This window comes from Serratia sp. CC22-02, assembly GCF_900182895.1.
GTDB classification, from domain to species: domain Bacteria; phylum Pseudomonadota; class Gammaproteobacteria; order Enterobacterales; family Enterobacteriaceae; genus Serratia; species Serratia nevei.
Window position 1 is genome coordinate 1,129,686 of record NZ_FXUD01000001.1, and the last position, 16,410, is coordinate 1,146,095.

At 59.7% G+C, this 16,410-nt stretch carries 15 protein-coding genes; 11 read left to right on the forward strand and 4 right to left on the reverse strand.

Features of this window, described 5'->3' with window-relative positions:
* Position 1 precedes the first annotated feature (1 nt).
* The gene (locus QOL81_RS05375; protein ID WP_155296941.1) at positions 2 to 217 is read right to left on the reverse strand and encodes a hypothetical protein; all 216 of its coding nucleotides are present in this window, start codon (positions 215 to 217) and stop codon (positions 2 to 4) included.
* A gap of 97 nt (positions 218 to 314) precedes the next feature.
* On the opposite strand from QOL81_RS05375, the gene QOL81_RS05380 reads away from it, so the two are divergent.
* Complete coding sequence (locus tag QOL81_RS05380; RefSeq protein ID WP_060420204.1) at positions 315 to 1,490, forward strand: sugar efflux transporter; 1,176 nt, start codon at positions 315 to 317, stop codon at positions 1,488 to 1,490.
* On the opposite strand, the gene QOL81_RS05385 is transcribed toward QOL81_RS05380, so the two are convergent.
* Positions 1,487 to 1,741 carry a YkgJ family cysteine cluster protein gene (locus QOL81_RS05385; RefSeq protein ID WP_015378527.1) on the reverse strand — a complete coding sequence of 85 codons (255 nt, stop codon included), beginning with the start codon at positions 1,739 to 1,741 and terminating at the stop codon, positions 1,487 to 1,489. The two genes, QOL81_RS05380 and QOL81_RS05385, sit on opposite strands and share 4 nt — an antisense overlap.
* A 264-nt stretch (positions 1,742 to 2,005) precedes the next feature.
* Here QOL81_RS05385 and mtr point away from each other — a divergent pair, with 264 nt between their 5' ends.
* Together mtr and yeiP are read left to right on the forward strand one after the other, a co-directional pair.
* Entirely contained in the window at positions 2,006 to 3,250 is a 1,245-nt protein-coding gene (gene mtr / locus QOL81_RS05390; RefSeq protein WP_060420197.1) for a tryptophan permease, read from the forward strand.
* Between the two features lie 126 nt (positions 3,251 to 3,376).
* Complete coding sequence (gene yeiP, locus QOL81_RS05395; protein ID WP_004935725.1) at positions 3,377 to 3,949, forward strand: elongation factor P-like protein YeiP; 573 nt, start codon at positions 3,377 to 3,379, stop codon at positions 3,947 to 3,949.
* A gap of 43 nt (positions 3,950 to 3,992) precedes the next feature.
* On the opposite strand, the gene uxuA is transcribed toward yeiP, so the two are convergent.
* The gene (uxuA, locus tag QOL81_RS05400) at positions 3,993 to 5,183 is read right to left on the reverse strand and encodes a mannonate dehydratase (RefSeq protein WP_060420195.1); all 1,191 of its coding nucleotides are present in this window, start codon (positions 5,181 to 5,183) and stop codon (positions 3,993 to 3,995) included.
* Positions 5,184 to 5,476: 293 nt separating this feature from the next.
* Between uxuA and QOL81_RS05405 the strand changes: the two genes are divergently transcribed.
* Positions 5,477 to 6,949 (forward strand): mannitol dehydrogenase family protein, encoded by a 1,473-nt coding sequence (locus tag QOL81_RS05405; protein WP_060420192.1) that lies wholly within the window; start codon positions 5,477 to 5,479, stop codon positions 6,947 to 6,949.
* Positions 6,950 to 7,011: 62 nt separating this feature from the next.
* Here the strand turns inward: QOL81_RS05405 and QOL81_RS05410 are convergent, their stop codons facing one another.
* Positions 7,012 to 7,320, reverse strand: coding sequence for a YmdA family protein (locus tag QOL81_RS05410; protein WP_060420188.1), 309 nt, complete (start codon positions 7,318 to 7,320; stop codon positions 7,012 to 7,014).
* 318 nt (positions 7,321 to 7,638) lie between these two features.
* On the opposite strand from QOL81_RS05410, the gene QOL81_RS05415 reads away from it, so the two are divergent.
* The 7 genes from QOL81_RS05415 (at position 7,639) to QOL81_RS05445 (ending at position 16,409) form a co-directional block, all read left to right on the forward strand.
* Positions 7,639 to 8,613 (forward strand): CobW family GTP-binding protein, encoded by a 975-nt coding sequence (locus tag QOL81_RS05415; RefSeq protein WP_060420186.1) that lies wholly within the window; start codon positions 7,639 to 7,641, stop codon positions 8,611 to 8,613.
* A 78-nt stretch (positions 8,614 to 8,691) separates the two neighbouring features.
* Positions 8,692 to 9,402 carry a phosphatase PAP2 family protein gene (locus QOL81_RS05420; protein WP_038876299.1) on the forward strand — a complete coding sequence of 237 codons (711 nt, stop codon included), beginning with the start codon at positions 8,692 to 8,694 and terminating at the stop codon, positions 9,400 to 9,402.
* 410 nt (positions 9,403 to 9,812) lie between these two features.
* On the forward strand, positions 9,813 to 10,388 hold the full coding sequence (gene mepS, locus QOL81_RS05425) for a bifunctional murein DD-endopeptidase/murein LD-carboxypeptidase (protein WP_038876300.1): 576 nt from the start codon (positions 9,813 to 9,815) through the stop codon (positions 10,386 to 10,388).
* A 412-nt stretch (positions 10,389 to 10,800) separates the two neighbouring features.
* Positions 10,801 to 12,384 carry a cyclic di-3',5'-guanosine monophosphate phosphodiesterase PdeN gene (gene pdeN / locus QOL81_RS05430; protein ID WP_060420184.1) on the forward strand — a complete coding sequence of 528 codons (1,584 nt, stop codon included), beginning with the start codon at positions 10,801 to 10,803 and terminating at the stop codon, positions 12,382 to 12,384.
* A 93-nt stretch (positions 12,385 to 12,477) separates the two neighbouring features.
* Positions 12,478 to 14,286 carry an extracellular solute-binding protein gene (locus QOL81_RS05435; protein WP_060420182.1) on the forward strand — a complete coding sequence of 603 codons (1,809 nt, stop codon included), beginning with the start codon at positions 12,478 to 12,480 and terminating at the stop codon, positions 14,284 to 14,286.
* Between the two features lie 9 nt (positions 14,287 to 14,295).
* The gene (locus QOL81_RS05440) at positions 14,296 to 15,387 is read left to right on the forward strand and encodes a microcin C ABC transporter permease YejB (RefSeq protein WP_060420179.1); all 1,092 of its coding nucleotides are present in this window, start codon (positions 14,296 to 14,298) and stop codon (positions 15,385 to 15,387) included.
* On the forward strand, positions 15,384 to 16,409 hold the full coding sequence (locus QOL81_RS05445) for an ABC transporter permease (RefSeq protein WP_060420176.1): 1,026 nt from the start codon (positions 15,384 to 15,386) through the stop codon (positions 16,407 to 16,409). Before QOL81_RS05440 ends, QOL81_RS05445 begins: the two co-directional genes overlap by 4 nt.
* Position 16,410: the final 1 nt, after the last annotated feature.

Consider the following 16,410-nt stretch of genomic DNA (forward strand, 5'->3'; position numbering starts at 1 on the left):
TTTACCGGCAAGCAAAGGGGCGCAACGCGCCCCTGAGGTTGATGACAAACCTCATGTCATTGCCCGGTTTGCAGAAAGCAGCGGATAACAAACAGGGAAAATCAATAAATTGATTTTCGGCTGATGACCACAAAGGAGGAAAAACCACGTTTTTTCCTCCTTTGTCAACGGTCTGGGGGGCGCGACGCGCCCCTTTTTTCTCGTCGCCGCGCGACATATCCGTTTACCCTTCACCGCAAGGGAGCGGTTTGCGTTTCATTTCAACGGGCGTATGATGCGCGCGACCTTCCTTTTTCGACGAATTCTCAACCACCATGCCGACTTCATCCGCAGTAACGCGACGCGCGCCCGATCTCACTTCGCTGGCCTTTTTGGCGGTGGCGTTCCTGACCGGCATCGCCGGCGCCCTGCAAACCCCGACGCTGAGCCTGTTTCTGGAAACCGAGGTCAAGGTACGGCCGGCGCTGGTCGGGCTGTTCTTTACCGGCAGCGCGGTGATCGGCATTCTGGTCAGCCAGTTTCTCGCCGGCCGTTCGGATAAACAAGGCGACCGCAAATCGCTGATCTTCCTCTGCTGCATGCTGGGTGCGCTGGGGTTCACGCTGTTCGCCTGGAGCCGCAACTACTATCTGCTGCTGATCGTCGGCGTGGTGCTTACCAGCTTCGGCTCCACCGCCAACCCGCAGATGTTTGCGCTGGCGCGTGAGCATGCCGACCGTACCGGCCGCGAGGCGGTGATGTTCACCTCCATCATGCGCGCCCAGGTCTCCCTGGCCTGGGTCATTGGCCCGCCGATCGCCTTCGCGCTGGCGTTGGGCTTCGGCTTTAAGGCCATGTATCTGGCGGGCGCGGCGGCCTTTGTGCTGTGCGGCCTGCTGGTGTGGAAACGGCTGCCCTCGATGCCGAAAACCGCGGCGACGAACGCGCCCCTGGCCGCACCGCGGCAGCACCGCCGCGATTCGCTGCTGCTGTTCGTCGCCTGCACCCTGATGTGGACCGCCAACAGCATGTACCTGATCAACATGCCGCTGTACGTGGTGCACGAGCTGCGGCTGCCGGAGCGGCTGGCCGGGATATTGATGGGCGCCGCCGCCGGGCTGGAGATCCCGGTCATGCTGCTCGCCGGCCTGGCGGCGAAGCGCTGCGGCAAACGCCGCCTGATGCGCGGGGCAGTGGTCGCCGGCGTGCTGTTCTACTGCGGCCTGCTGTTTATCACCGGCAGCTGGCAGCTCATCGCCCTGCAGCTGCTGAATGCGGCGTTTATCGGCGTGCTGGCGGGGATCGGCATGCTCTATTTTCAGGATTTGATGCCCGGCCAGGCCGGCGCGGCCACCACGCTGTTCACCAACACCACCCGGGTGGGCTGGATCATCGCCGGCTCGATCGCCGGCGCGGTGGCGGAAATCTGGAACTACCATGCGGTGTTTTACGCCGCGCTGGCGATGACGGTGGGGGCCACGCTGTGCCTGTGGCGGTTGAAAGACGCTTAGGGCGCGGTGTCCGCTTCCAGCCTGGCGAGATAAATCAGCGCCTGATCGCGGTGATCGTGGCACATGTCGCGGCTCGGCTGCAGGCTGCCGCACACTTTCGGCCGCAGCGGCGAATGAAACAGGCCGCAGCGCAGCCGTTCATCCAGGTGAATGCAGCGGGTATTGGCGGGCTTGCCGTTCGGCATGCCGGGGATCGGGCTGGATATTGACGGCGCGATACAGCAGGCGCCGCAGTCGCTGCGACAGTCCATCAGCGCTACTCCTGGTGGGCTGGGGAAAAGAAGCGCGACAATAGCAGCCGCGCGCGGCGGCCGCCAGCAGAATCCCTGCGCTCCGGCGATCTTTACACTCACCGCCCTGCGCCGGCCGGCGTCATCCTATGGCGAATAAACGCCCAACACACCTTGATTTAAAGACAAAAACGCGTGAAACGTGCAATTCCCCCGCTTTACATGCGCCATACACCCATGTACCATTGAGCTAGTACAAAAGAACCTTTTCCATCAGGAGCACGCATGTCTACGGACACCATCCAGAAGCTGGCCCGCCCTTCCGTCCTCGGCGGCGCGATGATCATTGCCGGAACCGCCGTTGGCGCCGGCATGTTTTCCATTCCGATCGTCACTTCCGGTGTCTGGTTCAGCGGCTCCGTCGCGCTGCTGGTGTATACCTGGGCCTGCATGTTGCTTTCCGGCCTGATGATCCTCGAAGCCACGCTGCACTATCCGAGCGGCGCCAGCTTCAACACCATGGTCAAGGATCTGCTGGGTAAAGGCTGGAACGCCGTGAACGGCCTGTCGGTGGCGTTTGTGCTGTATATCCTGACCTACGCCTATATCTCCGCCGGCGGCTCGATCATCGCCCACACGCTGGAGGGCATCGTCGGCGTCGGCCAGACCACCGCCGGCCTGGTGTTCGCGCTGGTCGTGGCGTTTATCGTCTGGCTCTCCACCCGCGCGGTCGATCGCCTGAGCACCATTCTGATCGGCGGTATGGTGATCACCTTCGTGATGTCGGTGGGCGACATGTTCACCCATGTGCAGCCTGCGGTGCTGTTCAACACCGGCGATGATCAGGCCAGCTATCTGCCTTACGCCCTGGCGGCGTTGCCTTACCTGCTGACCTCGTTCGGTTACCACGGCAACATTCCCGGGCTGGTAAAGTACTACCACAAGGACAGCGGCTCCGTCGTGCGCAGCCTGGTGTACGGCACCCTGCTGGCGCTGGCGATCTACATCCTGTGGCAGTATGTGATTCAGGGCAATATCGCACGCGACGCCTTCAAGCAGGTGATCGCCGAGGGCGGCAATATCGGCAGCCTGCTCAAGCAAATGGGCAACGTCTCCAGCAGCCAGACCGTCAGCCAACTGCTGAACGCCTTCTCCTATATGGCGCTGGCCAGCTCGTTCCTCGGCGTGTCGCTGGGCCTGTTCGATTACCTGGCGGACTTCTGCAAGTTCAAGGACGACGCCGTCGGACGCAGCAAGACCGCGCTGGTGACCTTTGTGCCGCCGACCCTGGCCGCGCTGCTGTTCCCGAACGGTTTCCTGTACGCCATCGGCTTCGCCGGGCTGGCGGCCACCATTTGGGCAGTGATCGTGCCGGCGCTGATGGCGCGCGCCAGCCGCCGCCGCTATCCGCAGGCGGGATACCGCGCACCGGGCGGCAACGGCGTGATCCTGTTCGTCATCCTGTTCGGGCTGATCAACGCCACCGCGCATATTCTGTCGCTGTTCGGTCTGCTGCCGGTCTTTCACTAATCCCCGAAGGGAGAGCATCTGCTCTCCCTTTCCCGCACTGTTTTTACGCCGGGCTATTGCCTGAAATCAGCGGCGCGAGTACCTTGTCGCAACTTCTCTAATACTCTTCATTGCGGATGAATTGAAATGGCAAGAGCTAACGAAATTAAGCGCGGCATGGCGATCAGCTACAACGGCAAACTGCTGCTGGTAAAAGATATCGACGTGCAGAGCCCGAGCGCCCGCGGCGCCAGCACCCTGTACAAAATGCGCTTCTCCGACGTGCGCACCGGCCTGAAAGTGGAAGAACGCTTCAAGGGCGACGATATCCTGGACACCATTTCCCTGTCGCGCCGCAAGGTGAACTTCTCCTATATCGACGGCGAAGAATACGTGTTCATGGATGACGAAGACTACACGCCGTACATCTTCAAGAAAGACCAGATCGAAGACGAGCTGCTGTTCATTCCGGAAGGCGGTCTGCCGGGCATGCAGGTGCTGACGCTGGACGGCCAGGTGCTGGCGCTGGAGCTGCCGCAGACCGTGGATATGGAAATCGTCGAGACCGCGCCGGGCATCAAAGGCGCTTCCGCCAGCGCCCGCAACAAACCGGCCACCATGGCGACCGGCCTGGTGATCCACGTGCCGGAATACCTCAGCGCCGGCGACAAGATTCGCATTCATATCGCCGAACGCCGCTACATGAGCCGCGCCGACTAGTCGACGCCAGCGGGGCCGAGTCTCGGCCCCGTTCCCTTTTCCGCTACGGCAATTCCGGGAAAAAGCGCCGCTTGAGCGCCAGCTCGACGCCGCGCAGCTCCGCCAGCCCTTTCAACCGCCCGATGGCCGAATAGCCCGGATTGGTTTTCTTTTTCAAATCGTCCAGCATCTGATGCCCATGATCGGGGCGCATCGGGATCGGCCGCCGATCGCCTGCCCGTTGCCGACGCAGCTCTTCGGTCAGGATCGCTTCGATCACCGCCACCATGTCCACATCGCCCTGCAGGTGTGCCCCTTCGTGGAAGCTTTTCGGGTTCTCCTCGCGGCAGGTGGCGCGCAGGTGGGTAAAGTGAATGCGATCGCCGAAGGTCTCAATCATCCGCACCAGATCGTTATCGGCGCGCACGCCGTATGAACCGGTGCATAGGGTGAAGCCGTTATAAATGCTGTCGACGGTCTGCTTCAGCCACTGCATGTCTTCAATCGTGGAGACGATGCGCGGCAGGCCGAGGATCGGCCGCGGCGGATCGTCGGGGTGCACCGCCAGCCGGATGCCGGCCTCTTCCGCCACCGGCACGATGGCGCGCAGAAAGACCGCCATGTTTTCGCGCAGTTGCGCCTTGTCGATGCCGTCGTATTCCGCCAACCGGCGGCGAAACTGTTCCAGCGTGTAGCCCTCTTCCGCCCCCGGCAGCCCGGCGATGATGTTGCCGGTCAGCGTGGCTTTCTCCTCCTCGCTCATGGCGGCGAAACGGGCCGCCGCCTGGCTGCGTTCTTGCGGCGTATAGTCCGCCTCGGCGCCGGCGCGCTGCAGGATATGCAGCTCGAACGCGGCGAAGGCTATCTGATCGAAACGCAGCGCTTTGGAACCGTCCGGCAGCGGATAGGCCAGATCGGTGCGCGTCCAGTCGAGGATCGGCATGAAGTTGTAGCAGACGGTGTCGATGCCGCAGGCCGCCAGGTTGCGCAGCGACTGCTGGTAATTGGCGATGTACCGCCGCCAGTCGCCGCTGTGGGTTTTGATCTCCTCATGTACCGGCACGCTCTCCACCACCGACCACACCAGCCCCTTTTCCGCCAACAGCGCCTGCCGCGCGCGGATTTCGTCGATCGGCCAGACTTCACCGTTCGCGATATGATGCAGCGCCGTCACCACCCCGGTCGCCCCGGCCTGACGCACATCGTCCAAAGAAACCGGATCGTTCGGGCCATACCAACGCCATGTTTGTTCCATGTTTTGTCCTTATGCCTGTCTCGCACCGCAATGCTGTTATACCAGTTTAATTTAGATGTCAGTTATCTTTAACTTACTCTTTCGCCCTGCGCTGTCAAAACCGAACCCCTCATTGGTTGATCCACTTCACGATTCTGGCTTATTTTGGACTGACCAATTCCTTTAACTGGCCGACATCCTTACACTGGTCGCAGTTTTTTATCACCGGTGCCACCCAGCCTGCGCGGCGAAAAACTGGTCTGCTAACTTGGCGCAAGTGGCCCGCCAGCTGTCTTACCCGTTTTGGAGATGAGATGAAAACGATTGCCAACACCCCGCTGCCGAGCGCCGTCCGGCAGCCGGACTATGACCGCCGGGCCCTGCGCAGCCGCATCGTGCACCTTGGCTTCGGCGCGTTCCACCGCGCGCATCAGGCGCTGCTGACCGATCGGGTGCTGAACGCCCAAGGCGGCGATTGGGGCATTTGCGAAATCAGTCTTTCCGGCGGCGTGCCGCTGTTTGAGGCGCTGCGGCAACAGGATCATCTGTACAGCGTGCTGGAGAAAGGCGCGGACGGCCATCAGGCCATCGTGGTCGGTGCGGTGCATGAGAGCCTGCATCGCAAGCTGGAAGGCATCGCCGCGGTGCTGGAGAAGCTGGCCGAGCCGCAGGTGGCGATCGTTTCGATGACCATCACCGAAAAAGGCTATTGCATCGAGCCCGGCAGCGGGCGGCTGGATCGACAGCATTCGGGGATCGTCGCCGATCTGGCGTGGCCGCATCAGCCGCAGACCGTGCCGGGCATTTTGGTGGAAGCGCTGCGGCTGCGGCGCGAACGCGGCCTGCCCGCCTTCTCCCTGCTCTCCTGCGACAATATTCCGGAGAACGGCCACGTGCTGCGCCGGGCGGTGCTCGATTTGGCGCAGGCGCGGGATCCGGCACTCGCCGACTGGATCGCCACCGCCGCCACCTTCCCCTGCACCATGGTGGATCGCATCGTGCCGGCCGCCACGCCGGCCATGCTGGATGAGATCGCCGCCGCGCTGGGCGGCGTGCGCGACGAATGCGCCATCGCCTGCGAGCCCTTCATCCAATGGGTGGTGGAAGACAACTTTATCGCCGGACGCCCGGCGTGGGAGCAGGCCGGCGTCCAACTGGTCAGCGATGTACTGCCGTTTGAACACATGAAGCTGCGCATGCTGAACGGCAGCCACTCATTCCTGGCTTACCTCGGTTACCTGGGCGGCTACCGCTATATCAACGAGTGCATGGCGGATGAGCACTACCGCCGCGCCGCCCTGCGGTTGATGCTGGACGAACAGGCCCCGACGCTGAGCGTCACCGGCATCAGTCTGGCCGACTACGCCGCACAGCTTATCGCGCGCTTCAACAATCCGGCGCTGCAACACCTCACCTGGCAGATCGCCATGGACGGCTCGCAGAAGCTGCCGCAGCGCCTGCTGGACGCGGTGCGCTGGCATCTGCGGCACGGCGGTGACTATAGCGGGCTGGCGCTGGGCGTGGCGGGCTGGATGCGTTACGTCGGCGGCGTCGATGACGCCGGTCAGCCGATCGACATTCGCGATCCGCTGGCAGACGTGTTGCAACAGACGATCGCCGCCACAACGGACGATCGGCGACGCGTAACGGCGTTGCTGGCGCTGAAATCAGTGTTCGGCGAAACGCTGGCGGCGCATGCGGCGTTTACCGAAGCGGTAACGCAAGCCTATTTGTCCCTGCGCGATCGCGGGGCGCGTGAAACGGTGAAGGAGTGGGTGATGCGGTGAGGAGCCTGCAGGGCCGAGAATAACCATGCCGGCGTAACGTTACGCCGGCATGGCGGAACGACTTAACGATAAACGACCGTCATAACAGCAAGTTTTTTCTGTTGGTCTACCCACTTCATTTCGGTTGTGCCTAGATTTAGCGGAAGTTCTTTGCGTGTAGCATCAAAACCTGACAACGCTTGCTGGGCCTGATAACGCTGGCCGTTGCGGTAACATTGCGTATTCGCCTTAGAATCTGCAATATTGACCGTGCAAGGACTTTCAACGATAGAACCGACGAAGCGAATTACCCCGCCGGCCACTCCTGCATGACTCACTGCCGTCCATGAAAACAACATTCCTACGATCAAAAATAACCGAAAGGTATTCATGGCAACCTCATTTTTAGTTAAGCCAATTTAACCATAGAGGATCTTGTTAGGAATAATCGCAAGGAAAGGGACAGGATTTGATCGTTAATCGCGTCATTAACAATGTAAAAACAAGCTACTAACAAAAGTTAACCGCATCTAATACAGGGTTTTATCTAAGAATTTTCTTGCTTTTAAAGGTGGCTTTTGCCGGTTGAAAAGCGCAGGGTGACGTGCAAAATTTGCGAGATAGAGCACAAATTAAATTGCGGCCGCTTCACCGACAAGGCAGGGTAACTCATTTATTAAGCAAGTTAATTTTTACGCCAGGAATTATTAATGACCAAAACCAATTTGATTACCGGCTTTCTCGGCAGCGGTAAAACCACCACCATCCGCCATTTGCTGGCTCATAAGCCCGAACAGGAACGCTGGGCGGTATTGGTCAATGAATTCGGCGAAATAGGCATCGACGGCGCGCTGCTGGCGGACAGCGGCGCGGTGCTCAAAGAGATCCCCGGCGGCTGCATGTGCTGCGTCAACGGCCTGCCGATGCAGGTGGGCTTGAATATGCTACTGCAGCAGGCCAAACCGGATCGGCTGCTGATTGAGCCGACCGGGCTCGGACACCCGAAGCAAATCCTGTCGCTGCTGACCCAGGAGAGCTATGCCGGCTGGATCGATCTGCAGGCCACGCTGTGCCTGCTGGATGCCCGCCAGCTCAGCCAACCCCGCTACCGCGACAACGAAAACTTCCGCGATCAGCTGGCCGCGGCCGATGTTATTCTGGCCAGCAAAAGCGATACCTATCAGCCGGAAGACAGGCGGGCGCTGGAAGCCTGGAGGGCGCAAGATCCGCTGCAGCGGCCCTGCTACGCCATCGCGCAAGGCCAAGCGGATGTCGCGCTGTTGTCCCTCCCGCGCACGAATCGTGCAGAATTACCGGACGCGCAGCATCATCATGGTCAGGCGAAAACGCAGGGGCTGGCAGCGCTGCGATTGCCGGAGCACGCCCGCTGGCGGCGAGCGCTGAACGAGGGGCAAGGCTTCACCAGCTGCGGCTGGATTTTTGACGCCGACACCCAGTTCGACACCGTCGGCTTTATGGAGTGGGTACGACTCGCGCCGGTCGAACGCGCCAAAGGCGTGGTGCGCATTCCCGAAGGCACATTGCTGATCAATCGTCAGGGGCAGGATCTCAACATCGAAACCCGCCCGCTCGCGCCGCTCGACAGCCGGATTGAACTGATCCACAGCGAAAATACCGACTGGAACGCCCTGCAATCCGCCTTGTTTAAGATTCGTTTAAGTTAAACCCCGTACCGTTGCCCCCTCGGTTGTCGCAGGGCGGCCGGGTTTTGTTTCGTTTTCATTTTTTCAACAGGTTATGTCATGACACGCCGCAATTTACCCTTCATTCTCTTCTTTAACTTACTGGGCGTTGCGCTGTTTCTGTCCTGGTTCCTGCCGGCCAATCACGGCGGCTGGTTTACCCTGGATTCGGCGATTTTTTTCTTCTTTAACCGCCATCTGGCTACCGACCCGGCATTTTTGCATCTGGTCGCCATCACCAATAACCGCGCGTTTGATGTCATTTCGCTGCTCGCCATGGGTCTGCTGTATCTGTACTTCTACCTGAAGCAGGACGCCGCCGGCCGCCGCCGCCTGGTGATCACCGGCGTGGTGATGCTGCTGACCGCCGTGGTGCTGAATCAGCTTGGCCATCTGCTGCCGGTGAAACATCCGAGCCCTACCCTGACCTTCGACAATATCCATCGCGTCAGCGAGCTGACCGGCATCCCGACCAAGGACGCTTCCGGCGACAGCTTCCCCGGCGACCACGGCATGATGCTGATTATTTTTTCCTGCTTTATGCTGCGCTATTTCGGCCGCGGTGCCTTCGCCGTCGCCCTGCTGATTACGCTGGTCTTTTCATTGCCACGCGTGATGATTGGCGCCCACTGGTTTACCGATATCGCCGTCGGTTCGCTGTCCGTGGTGCTGGTTGGCGCCAGCTGGGTGCTGATGACGCCTTGCAGCGACTGGATTGTCGATCGGTTGAATCGCCTGTTGCCCGGCAAGCACCGCCCCGGCCAACCATAACTTGCGTCTATGACTCATGCCGGGAGGCCCACGCCTCCCGTGCTCTCCCCCCGCGCCGCGCGCAAAATTTCACCGCCGCCCGTTAACGCTTTTGCAACCTGATTTCACGCCAGATTCATACATCGGACAATTGGCGTTTTTTATATGAAGATTTACATTATGTTACATCACAAATTCATATAAAAAAGACGGGAAAAAGGCTCGCAATCCCCTATTTGTTCCGGTAATCTCAGATGCGTTTGTGCCTGGTTTAAGTCGAATCAGTATGGAATCCGATAAAAATGTGCGTTCTCGCACGTTTTCAACGGTAACTGGTTGTCGATGCAACAGGTGCGGACTAGGCTCGTTCCGTTTGGCATTTTTCAGGTAGCGACTTTCGTCGTTAAGGACTTCAAGGGAAAACAACAACAATGGTCAAATCTCAACCGTTTCTGAGATATTTTTTGCGGGTAGTCCCTGCAATTGCCGCGGCGGTTATGCTGTCAGCGTGCAGCTCGACTCACACTTCGAACTTGAATAACGCACAAACTGAGATGCGTGCAGTTAATGACAAAGACGGTCTTTTACTGCAAGCCTCTCAGGATGAATTCGAAGCGATGGTCCGCAACGTTGACGTCAAGTCAAAGATTATGGATCAGTACGCGGACTGGAAAGGCGTTCGCTACCGCTTAGGCGGTGACACCAAGCGCGGCATCGATTGCTCGGCGTTTGTGCAGCGTACCTTCCGCGAACAGTTCGGCATGGATTTACCGCGCTCTACCTATGAACAGGAAGATCTCGGCAAGAAAATCCAGCGCACCAAGCTGCGCGCCGGCGATTTGGTGCTGTTCCGCGCCGGCTCTACCGGTCGCCATGTCGGCATCTATTTAGGCAACGATCAATTCGTTCACGCCTCCACCAGCAGTGGTGTCATGATTTCCAAGCTGACCGATAACTATTGGGACAAACGTTATCGAGAAGCGCGCCGGGTGCTGACCAGCGGCTGACGGCGCATCGCCTTGAAGATTCCGAATACCAAACGAGCGATAAGCGCCGCCTACGGGCGGCGTTTTTTTTGGCGGTTGAACAGGTGCCCTCGCGCTTGGTCCCTGGCTTATCGTCACCTCTCCCCGCTTAACGCCGCCGCACGCCATTATTTTGATAAACTGTTGGCAGGAAATCGCGCCGTCGAGGAAAAACTCGCCTATTATCGTCAGATGACGGCAACGGCGCCCCGGCGTTATTTAAAACGTTTCCGCTTAGAATAGGCGCATTATATTTCTGTCGGCGACGCCGCGTATTTAAACGGCGCCGCCGGTTGGTACGGGATAAAAAGGCAAAAATGAAAAAAAAGCCGTTGGTACAATCCATTAACTGGCTGTGCGACACCCCTGACGCCCTGTTGCAGAGGACTCGGTTATGGGCTTGAAAAGGGCTTTCGCCCGCAGCGTCTCTCACCGACAGCGCAGCCTGGCTAAAAGCGGCGTCGCCGCTCTGGTATTTTTTACGCTATTCACCGCGGTCACGCTTTCTTTGATCAACCACCAGCGCACGCAATATCAACATAAAGTCGAAGCGCGTACGCAAAAGTTCACGCTGGGTTATATCTCGCATCTGACGGCCGTGATGCAGCAAATGATGCCGCTGTTGGACAAGCCTTGCCTCTCCAGCCAGTCGGACATTACCTACCAGGCGGCCTTTACCAGCGGCGTGCGCACCTTTCTGTTGGTGAAAGACGGCTACGCCTATTGCTCCTCCGCCACCGGCGACATGATGCTGCCGATGAAAAACCTCTATCAGGACATCGACTGGGATCTGCCTTTGGATCTCAAGCTGCAGCAGGGCACGCCGATCGTGCCAAATAAGCCTGCGGTTGCGGTTTGGCTGCGGCATCCCGGCGAGCAGGCCACCGGCATCCTCGCTACGCTGGACATCGATCTGATGCCCTATCTGCTGTTCACCTCGCACGACGAACAGGCGCCGGGCATCGCCATCGTGATGGGCAATCGCGCGCTGACCACTTTCAGCCCGAACCTGATGCCGGTCGATCAACTGCCGAAAGGCAAGGCGGATAACCTGACGCTGCCCAATCTGCCGTTGACCATCATGTTCTACAACGAGAAGCTGACGCCCAACGACATTCGCCTGACGCTGTTGGGCAGCCTGGTGCTGTCATTGATGATCGGCGTACTCTGCTACTACATGCTGCTGCTGCGGCAAAGCCCGGAGCGCGCGCTGCTGCGCGGCATCAAGCGCAACGAGTTCTTTATCGAATACCAGCCGGTGTTCCACACCGACAGCAACAGCATCGGCGGGCTGGAAGCGCTGATTCGCTGGCAGCATCCGATCGAGGGCCGCATCCCGCCCGATGTCTTTATCCCCTACGCCGAAAGCAACGGGCTGATCGTGCCGCTTACCCGCCAGCTGTTCAGGCTGATCGCCGAAGATGCGCCGCAGCTTGCCAAAGCGCTGCCACGGGGAGGTAAAGTCGGCCTCAACATCTCCCCCGCCCACCTTAGCGCACCGTCCTTCCACCAGGACGTGTATGAACTGTTGGCGCAGCTGCCGGGTGATTACTTTACGCTGGTGTTTGAAATCACCGAGCGCGGCATGGTGGAAGAAGAGAGCGCGCTGGCGGAGTTTGACTGGCTGCACAAACAGGGCATCGAGATCGCGGTAGACGATTTTGGCACCGGGCACAGCGCGTTGATCTATCTTGAGCGCTTCACCATGGATTACCTGAAGATCGACCGTGGCTTCGTCAACACCATTGGCCAGGACACGGTCACCGCGCCGGTGCTGGATGCGGTGATCTCGCTGGCGAAAAAGCTGAAAATGCTGACGGTGGCCGAAGGCGTCGAAACCGCCGAGCAGATGCAGTTCCTGCAAGAACACGGCGTCAACTTCATGCAGGGATACTACTTCAGCAAGCCGCTGAGCATCGACAACTTCGTCGCCTACTGCAATGCTCATCAGGTCTTTGATTATCAGGCAAAAAAATAGTTAATCTTTAAGCATCTTTACCCTGCGCCCACCCGAAGAATGTTATGCTGGGCGCAGGTTGTACTTTATTCCACAGCAGGAGCTTACCGTCCGATGTCCGTGCGCATTTTCGCTGCTCTGGTGCTCTCGGCACTGAGCTTCGGTCTGCAGGCCGAAGCCCTCAACGAAAGCTACGCTTTCGCCCTTCTCGGTGAACCGAAATACGCCACCGACTTCAGCCATTTCGACTACGTCAACCCGGCGGCGCCCAAGGGCGGCGACGTACGGCTGGCGGCCATCGGCACCTACGACAACTTCAACCGCTTCGCCACCCGTGGCGTACCCGGTGAACGCACGATGGAGCTGTACGATACGCTGTTCACCAACTCCGACGACGAACCCGGCAGCTATTATCCGCTGATTGCCGAATCGGCCCGTTTCCCGGCCGACATGCGCTGGATGGAGTTGGATATCAACGCGCGCGCCCGCTTCCAAGACGGCAGCCCGATCACCGCCGCCGACGTGGCCTTCACCTTCAATAAATTCATGACCGAAGGCGTGCCGCAGTTTCGCTCCTATTACAAAGGCGTCACGGTCAAGGCCATTTCCCGGCTGACGGTGCGCATCGAGCTGCCTAAAGCCAACCGTGAGCAAATCCTCAGCCTGCTCAGCCTGCGCGTATTGCCGGAAAGCTTCTGGAAAAACCATAAGCTCAACGAACCGCTCAGCACCCCGCCGCTCGCCAGCGGCCCGTATAAAATCGGCGATTACCGCCTCGGCCAGTACATCACCTACCAGCGAGTGCGCGACTACTGGGCCGCCAACCTGCCGGTGAATCGCGGCCGCTATAACTTCGACAGCATTCGCTACGATTATTACCTGGACGATAAAGTGGCGCTGGAAGCCTTCAAGGCCGGGGCTTACGATTTCCGCATCGAGCCGTCGCCCAAAAGCTGGGCCACCCAGTACCAGGGCGGCAACTTCGCGCGCAACTACATCATCAAGCAGGACGAGACCAACCAGGCGGCGCAGAATACCCGCTGGCTGGCGTTCAACCTGCAAAAACCGCTGTTTGCCGATCGCCGGGTACGGGAAGCGATCGGCCTGGCTTTCGACTTCAACTGGATGAACAAGGCGCTGTATTACAACGCTTATCAGCGCGCCGACAGCTATTTCCAAAACACCGCCTACGCCGCCCGTAGCTACCCGGACGCCGCCGAACTGGCCTTGCTGGCACCGCTCAAAGGCCAGATACCGCCGGAGGTGTTTACCAGCATCTACCAGCCGCCCTCCTCCGACGGCAGCGGCAACGATCGGCAAAATCTGCTGAAAGCGACTCAACTACTGAAAGAAGCCGGTTGGGTGGTCAAAAATCAAAAGCTGGTCAACGCCAAAACCGGTCAGCCGTTCACCTTCGAACTGATGCTGCTGAGCGGCAGCAACTTCCAGTACGTATTACCCTTCCGCCACAACCTGCAGCGGCTGGGCATCGAGATGCAAATTCGCGAGGTTGATGCCTCGCAATATACGCGCCGCATGCGCGAGCGCGATTTCGACATGATGTCGACGGTGTACATGGCGATGCCGTTCCCCAGCGCCGATCTGCAAATCCTGTGGGATTCGCAGTACATCGATTCCAGCTACAACACGGCCGGCGTCAAAGATCCGGCGGTCGACAGCCTGGTCAGGCAAATCGCCGCCCATCAGGGCGACGAAAAAGCCCTGCTGCCGCTCGGCCGCGCGCTGGACCGGGTGCTGACCTGGAACAACTACATGCTGCCGATGTGGTACTCCAACCACGATCGCTACGCCTATTGGGACAAGTTCTCCACGCCGCCGATCCGCCCGGCCTATGCGATCGGCTTCGATAACTGGTGGTACGACGTCAACAAGGCGGCGCGTTTACCGGCTCAACGGCAATAAGGAGTCGGAATGGCGGCCTATCTGATACGCAGACTGTTATTGGTGATCCCCACGCTGTGGGCGATCATCACCATCAACTTTTTTATCGTGCAAATTGCGCCCGGCGGTCCGGTCGATCAAGCCATCGCCGCCATTGAGCTGGGGCACGGCAGCGGTTTTGGCAGCGGCGGCGCAGGTGAAGGCCTGGGTCATGCCCGGGCGGGCATCGCGGCTGGCGACGGCCAATACCGCGGTTCGCGCGGCCTGGATCCGGAGGTGATCGCCGAGATCACCCAACGTTACGGCTTCGACAAACCGCTGCACGAACGCTACTTCACCATGCTGTGGAACTATATGCGCTTCGACTTCGGCGACAGCCTGTTTCGCGGCGCTTCGGTGATGCAGCTGATCGGCCAGAGCCTGCCGGTCTCCATCACGCTGGGCCTTTGGAGCACGCTGATCATTTACCTGGTGTCGATCCCGCTCGGCATCCGCAAGGCCGTCCACAACGGCAGCGCCTTCGATACCTGGAGCAGCACGCTGATCATCATCGGCTACGCCATTCCGGCTTTCCTGTTCGCCATCCTGATGATCGTGCTGTTCGCCGGCGGCAGCTACCTCGACTGGTTCCCGCTGCGCGGCCTGGTGTCCAGCAACTTCGACACCCTCTCGTGGCCGGCAAAGATCGCCGACTACCTGTGGCACATCACCCTGCCGGTGCTGGCGACGGTGATCGGCGGCTTCGCCACCCTGACCATGCTGACCAAGAACTCGTTCCTCGACGAGATCCGCAAGCAGTACGTCACCACCGCCCGCGCCAAAGGGCTGGATGAGAAAAAAATCCTCTACCGCCACGTGTTCCGCAACGCCATGCTGCTGGTGATCGCCGGTTTTCCGGCCACCTTTATCAGCATGTTCTTCACCGGCTCGCTGCTGATTGAGGTGATGTTCTCGCTCAACGGCCTGGGGCTGCTGGGCTACGACGCCACGCTGCAGCGCGACTACCCGGTGATGTTCGGCACGCTGTATATCTTCACCCTGATCGGCCTGCTGTTGAATATCCTCAGCGATATCACCTACACCCTGGTCGATCCGCGCATTGACTTCGAGGCCCGCCAATGAGCCGCCTTAGCCCGATCAACCAGGCGCGCTGGGCGCGTTTTCGCCGCAACCGCCGCGGCTACTGGTCGCTGTGGATCTTCTTGGTGCTGTTCACCCTGAGCCTGGCCGCCGATCTGATCGCCAATGACAAACCGCTGTTGGTGCGTTATGAAGGCCGGTTGTACCTACCGTTTATGATTAACTACAGCGAAACCGCCTTCGGCGGCGAGCTGAACACCGAAGCCGACTATCAGGATCCGTTCGTACAGCGGCAGATCGAACGGCACGGCTGGGCGGTTTGGGCGCCGATCCGCTTCAGCTACGACACCATCAACTTCGCCACCGAGGTGCCCTTCCCCTCGCCGCCTTCGCGCCACAACCTGCTGGGCACCGACAGCAACGGCGGCGACGTGCTCGCTCGTGTGCTGTACGGTTTTCGCATCTCGATGCTGTTCGGCCTGGCGTTGACGCTGTTTTCCAGCCTGATCGGCGTGTGCGTCGGCGCGACCCAGGGGTATTACGGCGGGCGTTTCGATCTGTGGGGGCAGCGCTTTATCGAAGTGTGGTCGGGCATGCCGACGCTGTTTCTGATCATTCTGCTGTCGAGCATCGTCCAGCCCAATTTCTGGTGGCTGCTCGGCATCACCATCCTGTTCGGCTGGATGAGCCTGGTGGGGGTAGTGCGCGCCGAATTCCTGCGCACGCGCAATTTTGACTACATCCGCGCCGCGCGCGCCATGGGCGTACCGGATCGGGTGATCATGTCCCGCCATATGCTGCCTAACGCCATGGTGGCGACGCTGACCTTCCTGCCGTTTATCCTGTGCGGCTCGATCACCACCCTAACGTCGCTCGATTTCCTCGGTTTCGGTCTGCCGATAGGCTCGCCGTCGCTCGGCGAATTGCTGCTGCAGGGCAAAAACAATCTGCAGGCGCCGTGGCTCGGCATCACCGCCTTCCTGGTCTTGGCGGTGCTGCTGTCGTTATTAATCTTTATCGGCGAAGCGGTACGCGACGCCTTTGACCCCAGCAAGGCGCATTGAT